5 protein-coding genes are annotated in these 6,962 nt (G+C 42.8%); 2 read left to right on the top strand and 3 right to left on the bottom strand.

Annotated elements, in window-relative coordinates; translation table 11 throughout:
- Nucleotides 1-130: 130 nt before the first annotated feature.
- From glnE to L0J61_RS07990, 3 genes are all read right to left on the bottom strand, one after another.
- Nucleotides 131-2,995: a bifunctional [glutamate--ammonia ligase]-adenylyl-L-tyrosine phosphorylase/[glutamate--ammonia-ligase] adenylyltransferase gene (gene glnE, locus L0J61_RS08000; RefSeq protein ID WP_301465909.1), complete on the bottom strand. Its 2,865-nt coding sequence runs from the start codon at nt 2,993-2,995 to the stop codon at nt 131-133.
- A gap of 557 nt (nt 2,996-3,552) precedes the next feature.
- Nucleotides 3,553-4,200: a phosphatase PAP2 family protein gene (locus L0J61_RS07995; protein ID WP_301465908.1), complete on the bottom strand. Its 648-nt coding sequence runs from the start codon at nt 4,198-4,200 to the stop codon at nt 3,553-3,555.
- Nucleotides 4,201-4,390: 190 nt separating this feature from the next.
- Nucleotides 4,391-5,725 carry a glycosyltransferase family 1 protein gene (locus L0J61_RS07990; protein WP_301465906.1) on the bottom strand — a complete coding sequence of 445 codons (1,335 nt, stop codon included), beginning with the start codon at nt 5,723-5,725 and terminating at the stop codon, nt 4,391-4,393.
- 410 nt (nt 5,726-6,135) lie between these two features.
- On the opposite strand from L0J61_RS07990, the gene tusD reads away from it, so the two are divergent.
- Both tusD and L0J61_RS07980 read left to right on the top strand, forming a co-directional pair.
- A complete protein-coding gene (gene tusD / locus L0J61_RS07985) occupies nt 6,136-6,552 on the top strand; it encodes a sulfurtransferase complex subunit TusD (protein WP_301465905.1) in 417 nt (138 codons plus the stop codon).
- A 38-nt stretch (nt 6,553-6,590) separates the two neighbouring features.
- Complete coding sequence (locus tag L0J61_RS07980; RefSeq protein ID WP_301465903.1) at nt 6,591-6,914, top strand: hypothetical protein; 324 nt, start codon at nt 6,591-6,593, stop codon at nt 6,912-6,914.
- The last annotated feature ends 48 nt before the right edge of the window (nt 6,915-6,962 follow it).

Raw genomic sequence — 6,962 nt, 5'->3', positions numbered from 1 at the left:
TCGCATCAATTTTTACGGATAAAATATATCTTCATTATTGCCAAGCATTGGCAATAATGAAGTGTCGCCAATTATATCATTGCAGAGATTGCACATGATATAGCTATCGAGAATCTAATAGCCGCTGCTATCACTTCTCATCAGAATCCACTCCCATCAAGTGCTGCCACTGAGCTTGAACCAATGCGCGAGTCTCTTTCCACAATGTATCATCAACCAGTAATGACTGTTCTGACAGTGCCAACTTGTGCGTAGCCGCACGGATTCTTAGATAAGCATCTGATAGATCCTGACAAACTTGCTTTTCCCAAATGCCAAGTGAGGCAACTTCTTCAAAAATACGTACGTTGTCGCTCCAATTAGCCAAGCTTGGGTGCTCGTTCGAATAAGCCAACACCGCAAATTGTGCCAAAAATTCAATATCAATGATGCCACCAGTGTCCTGCTTAAGGTGAAATTTACCAGCTTTCTGCTGTTGCCACTGGCTAGTACCTAAGTGTTTTTGCATTTTGATACGCATACTGGTGACTTCATTACGAACTTGATCAATCGTTCTCGGCAGCACCAGTACGTCTCGACGAATATTACAAAAGCGCGCTGTCACTCGTCTATCACCACAAACTGCGCGCGCACGCACCAACGCTTGATGCTCCCAAGACCATGCTTTTTCTAGCTGATAGGTTTCAAAGGCATGGTAAGATACAACCATCATGCCAGCATTTCCCGAAGGCCTCAGGCGCATATCAATCTCATAAACACGACCATCTCGAGTTTGGGTGTTGAGATAGTTCATCAGCTTTTGCACCAAACGCGCGGCAAACTTCATGCCACTGACTGACTTTTCGCCAGTGGTCATGCCTCCCTCTTTGATTCTATGTAAAAACACCAAATCTAAATCTGATGCATACGATAGCTCTAACCCGCCAAGCTTGCCGTAGCCGATAATAGCAAAACCACAATCTGCTTCAGTCACAGGATCACCGTCTTGACCGATAGGATAGCCATAGCGGCTGACAATCTCTGCAAAGGCTCGATCTAGTGCTGCTTCTAATACCACTGCTGCGATATAACTCAATGAATCCGAGACTTCCATAATTGGACGCTCTGCCAATATATCTCCGGCGGCCACTGCCAATATTTGGTTCTTTTTAAACAATCGTAAGACACTAAGTAGCTTTTCTTCATCACCAGGCTCTACACGCAATAGCTGCTGACGTAAAATATCACTCAATTCATCCTTGTCTGGCAGATGACGGTATCGCTGCTGTAAAAAAGTGTCTAAAAGTACAGGGTATTGAGCTAGCTCTTTCGCTATCCAAGGACTTGCTGATAACATGGGAATCAGCTCAGTCGTTGCATTCGGGTTTTCTGCAATCATTACCAAATAAATAGAGCGACGGCAAATCGCTTCGAGGAGATCGATCAGACGTGGTAAGGCTGAATTTGCCAGCTGTTTATCTTCGTGAGCTAGTAAGGCATGAACCACTACAGGATAGGCGTCGTCTAAACGCCCTCGCGCCTCATCGCTCAAATTTTTGACCAACTTTGACTGCCAAAAGCTCCGTAGCCGATGCCGGTTTTCTTCCGTTAAGACCTCATTCAACTGCTCAACTTGCTCGTCAATGCTTTTTGCATCAACTTCGATATTTTCATCATTCGCTACCTGCCGATCAATCACCATACGTTCAAACGGTATGTTTACATTTTCTCGGTGTTGGTTGAGTGTGGTTAATAGTGCACTCCAATCATCAAAGCCGAGTGTGATAGCCAAATTATGTTGCCATTGCGGATCATGCGGCAAACGTTGAGTCTGTTGGTCATTGATTCCCTGAATACCATGTTCGAGTCGTCGTAAAAAACGATAGGCGGCTTGTAGCTGGTTATATGTCGTCGACTCTAAGTAGTTAAATTCGTGCAACACCTGCATCGCTTTCAAACAGGATTTAACCTGCAACTGCGTGTGTCTACCTCCGTAAATTAACTGGAAGGCCTGTACGATAAACTCGATATCCCTAATACCACCTGCGCCAAGCTTGATGTTGTCTAAGTCCTCACGCTGCGCTACTTGGTTCTGAATCAGAGATTTCATCTCTCTAAGTGCCGAAAATGCACTGTAATCTACATAATATCGAAAAACGAACGGCTTAATGAGCGACTCAATATCATTGTAAAAATCTTGATCTACCTGTCCAATAATATTTGCCTTTAACCACGCAAAACGCTCCCATGCACGGCCGTGCAATGAAAAATACTTTTGTAACGCGGAAAGATGTATCGCTAAGTCACTACCATCGCCCCACGGCCGCAATCGCATATCTACCCGAAAGACGAAACCGTCAGCTGTATTTTGATCCAGTAACTTGATAATGCCTTGACCAAGGCGTGTCATAAAACGTTTGTTGTCGATACTGCGTGTACCATTGGCTTTATTACCATTGGTCTCACCACGTTTTTTATGAATAAAAATAAGATCAATGTCACTTGATAGGTTCAACTCGTGAGCCCCAAGCTTACCCATAGCCATGATAGCCATGTCATCTATTTGTACATGACCCTTTGAGTCGATGAAGGTTGGTTCACCATACTGTCTAATCAAACCTTTATAGGTGTATTCTTTAGCAAATGAGATACAGCCATCGGCAAACTCAGAAAGTTCATCGGTCAATTGATCCAACGTTATCGCTTGCAGAGCGTCTTGCCATATCCAACGCATCATCAATAATGTACGTAAGTTACGAAGCCCACTCATTACCTGAGGCTCATCTGCAAGTTGGTAGTTATCATCCAAAGTATAATCTTGGATCAAGTCATCAATTTGCTGACGAGTTAAGGTTTGATCTAACGGATAGCTTCGTAAAAACGTCTGGCATGAGCTAGTTCGATTCTCCCATATCCGATATGCAAATTCACTCGCTGTCTGTAATATTTGTAACTGCTCTGCTGTTGGCGAATTTTCTGTACCATGAGTCGAGCGTGAAGACATAGCGGATAACATAGAAAACGAAACTCCTTGCATAGATGGGTAAGACTACGTGAACTTCGCCTCTAAGTCCTATTTTTCTTACGAGGCTGTCACAGTATCAAGTAACTGTCTGGCGCATGTCAATAGCTACCACAAAAACTTCTAGTCATCGAAATCTAGTCATCGGAATATAGAAACGCCTAGTCCCACGGATTACCATCTGTATTTAACAGACTGATGATGGCATGCTTTACCATTGATACTGATTACTCACACTAGGTTACACTAATTTTAGGTTTCAAAGCGAAATACTTGAGTATGATGAAAATGAACAAGCAAAAAAAACAAACCCTCAACATCCATGAGGGTTTGTTTTAGTAATTCGTTTATCAATTTCAACGCCAATGTCTATGCCATCACTACAACCAATCGCCAAGCTCAAAGAAGCTGTTATGCAAATCGCCAATACAGTTTTTCGCAAAAAACTTGGCCTTCATTCATTCTCCTTCCTTCTCCGATTGATCCATTGTTTTATCTCTTCCCCACACTCTAAATCAAACACTTTTCTAAAACCATCACCAAATAATCAATCATATACCCAAAACCACCAAGCTTTTTGCAATAAACTGATGTAGGTCAGTCATCCACAATGACAATGCGTAGCCAATAGCAGCACCAATCAATACGTCTGTTGGATAATGTAACCCCAGCACAATACGAGATATCGCAACCAATATCGCAAACGGCAACATAACTGGTAACAACATCGGGAAATAACTACCAAGCGTTGCCGTAAACAATACAGCTTGTAATGTGTGACCAGATGGGAAACTAAACATATCTAATGGTCGCTCACCGAGTACTATCACTTGATGAACTTGGTAAGGCCTTGGTCGTACTGTTTTTATTTTTAGTATTTTATAAACAGCCAGACCCGTTGCGCTAATAAGCATGGTCACCACTAATGGTAATATCGCCGCAGTGCCCTGCAAGGCAAAAGCCGTTAGCAACATTGCATACCAAAACCAACCATCGCCTAATCGGCTAATGGTTTTAAAAAAGGTGGCAATCATTTGGTTTGTTGAATAACGGTTTATGTGGATACATAGGCTGGTATCCCACAAGATAAATTGATTGACGTAAATAGCTAACGTTGGATTTTTGGGAAAAAGAGCGTTTTGTGCAAATGGCTGCATGATTTTTTTATTTTTTGATAGCTTGACACGATTACGTTTCACAACTTACCCCCTCAGGTCAGTTCATTCCCGTTTAATACTTAATGCAGTTGGCTTAGGCCTTTCATCACGCTTATATAACTTCATACTTATCACTTAATGTTTCACTGTTTTGAATACTATTTACGCTAACTGTGGTGATTTTTCTCATTCACCTTTCCATCTAGCTATTTACACCGTCTAGCCATTTAAACTAGGCTGTTACCTCTTGCTTTTGTTCAGTCGGTACCACTCTATCGTCAATAGCATGCTGAAACATGGTTAGCATTTGACTAGCAGGGCGCTGCCACGAAAAACCAGAAACGCAGCCTACTGCTTGCTTGCCTTGCACGTTCAATTGCTGCATCTTGGGTAAGCTGGCGACCATAGCGATAAATGCCTTCTTATCTCCTAGAGGAACAATACCGCCATTACCTTCTGTCACCAACATAGCTGCCGCTGCATCATTAAATGCATAAACAGGCAAGCCACTGGCCATCGCTTCCGTCACAACATTGCCAAAAGTTTCGACCTGACTGGCAAATACAAAAGCATCGGCACTAGCATAGTATTCAGATAATGCCTGCCCCGTTTGAGCACCTGCAAAAACGACATCATCATCACCTTTGTCACCCTCACCTTTTTTCGCTAGCGCTTCTAAACGTGAACGGTCTGGCCCATCTCCTACAATCACAAGCTTCACGACTCGTTGTGGCTGACTCTCTTGTAACGCATAAAAACTCTGGATAACCAAATCAATGCCTTTTTCTGGAGACAGCCGACTAACCATCATCAATACCGTATGATCCGGCTGTACACCCCACTGCTCTCTTAACCCGTCACTTCTGTGCACTGGATTGAACTGAGCCTGGTCGACGCCTCTTCCTACTTCATACAAACGTTGAAAACCAATGTCAGCTAAGTCAGTACAGGTTTGTTTGCTCGGAACACAAGTCGCCTTCGATACATTATGGAACCATCTCAGATAAGCAATCATTGGTTTTGACAACACGCCCAAACCGAAGTGTTCACTAAAATTATGGAATTGCGTGTGATACCCTGTCGTTACAGGAATATTTAGACTTTTTGCTGCCATTAAAGCAGCCAAGCCAAGTGGCCCCTCTGTTGCAATGTGTACGATATCTGGCTTTATCGATTTACAAGCTTTTTTAATTTGGAAGTAACAAGGCAACCCAAATTGCTGACCTGAGTATTTAGGAATGGTCATGCCACTAACAGTGATATCGTTTGTAACAAACGCTTGTGCGCTGCTATTGTCGTTGCTTAAATATTTATTGCCCATTTGCTTGGGTTTGGGTCGAATTATACTGATTGTATGGTTCATCTTCGCCATTTGTTGCATAATACGCTGCAAGCTCATGGCCACACCGTTCACATCCGGCCACCAAGTTTCAGTAATCAGTAAGATATTTAGCTTTTTAGTGATGTCTAGAGTTGTCGACTGATTTGAGTCATGGCTAGACGCTTGCTCATCTATGACCGATGAATAATAGCCACTGATTTGAGTTAAATGGTCGTCAATTACCATAGGCTTTACGCTAGAGTAAAAATTTTTCTATCTTGTCATCAAAATTCATCATGCATTTGGGCTCATTAAAGAATACAGTGGTATAATTTGATGGTGCTTTAGACTGGCAATGGCGTCCTGATATGCCAAACGTCACTGTTTTTTCTTGCAATGGTCAGTTCCATATTTAGTATTTTTATATCCTCACCTTACGTGATGCATTTGACAGTTTGATGACAGTTAAAACGATATAAAAAATCACATCAGAGGAATCTGCGCTCGTGAATCTGTTATCTGCTGCCTTGAGAAAAATATCTTTGCCCTAATGATAAAACAGCATCTGAATGATAAGTACAAGCATGCAAGTTGCCACTGTATTGAAGTCAAGGTAGCATGTATAACTTTCGCATCAATGATTGATAAGACATCCTATGACGATACCTATACCATTGCTTCTGGTGACTGCCGATCCTAGTCATCCACTTGCGCATATAGCGCTGCGTTATGCCCGTGCTTTCCTGCAAAATAGCGCCAATAACAACGACACCAATAGTAGTGATAAATTAAACATATTTTTTTATGGAGACGGCGCACACACGGCCAATCGTTTACGTTGGCAATCAGCAGACCAAACCAATTTAACCAAAGAGTGGCAAGCGCTCGCTGAAAAGTATCAGCTAGCGCTGCCCGTCTGCGTCAGTACGGCACTAAGCCGCGGCATTAGTGATACAGAAAATAGTGCACGCCACCAACTCAGTGGCGACAACCTTGCTACAGGATTTACACTGGTAGGTCTTAGCGACCTTGCCATGATGATGCAAAGTAATTGCCGTCTGATACAGTTTTAACGATGCCCGCTAGCGATCCATTAGACTAGGAACTTCTCATGAAATTATTGATTCAGCTACAGACACCGACTGAGATGAGCAGCTACGAAGGCTGTGCGCTTGCATTGACACTCGCGACTTTTGGTCATGAGGTACAACTCTATTTGGATGCAGCTGTCTTTGGGTTATTGATGCAGCCAGACGCGCGATTATATGGAATGATTCAATCACTTGAACTATATGACATACCAGCAGCGTGGCTTTCTGATGATGTATTTAGCGGCTGGATTAACGGCATGTTGCCCGCTGATATCACCTCTCAGCTGGCACTGATACCAGAGGTCATTGACGTACATGAGTTTGAACAAATACTGACCTTTTAACATTTTACCGCAGAAATCCCCTACCTCTAAGGTAGTGGGATGAATGCG

This window comes from Psychrobacter sp. (assembly GCF_030457785.1).
Lineage (GTDB): Bacteria > Pseudomonadota > Gammaproteobacteria > Pseudomonadales > Moraxellaceae > Psychrobacter.
Note: the sequence above shows the minus strand (reverse complement) of the source record. Positions and strands in the feature narration are given on the sequence as shown.

Excerpts from the sequence above, each read along its gene's own strand:
- glnE (WP_301465909.1), bottom strand. The coding sequence starts at position 2,995 with ATGTTATCCGCTATGTCTTCACGCTCGACTCATGGTACAGAAAATTCG.
- L0J61_RS07990 (WP_301465906.1), bottom strand. The coding sequence starts at position 5,725 with ATGGTAATTGACGACCATTTAACTCAAATCAGTGGCTATTATTCATCG.
- tusD (WP_301465905.1), top strand. The coding sequence starts at position 6,136 with ATGACGATACCTATACCATTGCTTCTGGTGACTGCCGATCCTAGTCAT.
- L0J61_RS07980 (WP_301465903.1), top strand. The coding sequence starts at position 6,591 with ATGAAATTATTGATTCAGCTACAGACACCGACTGAGATGAGCAGCTAC.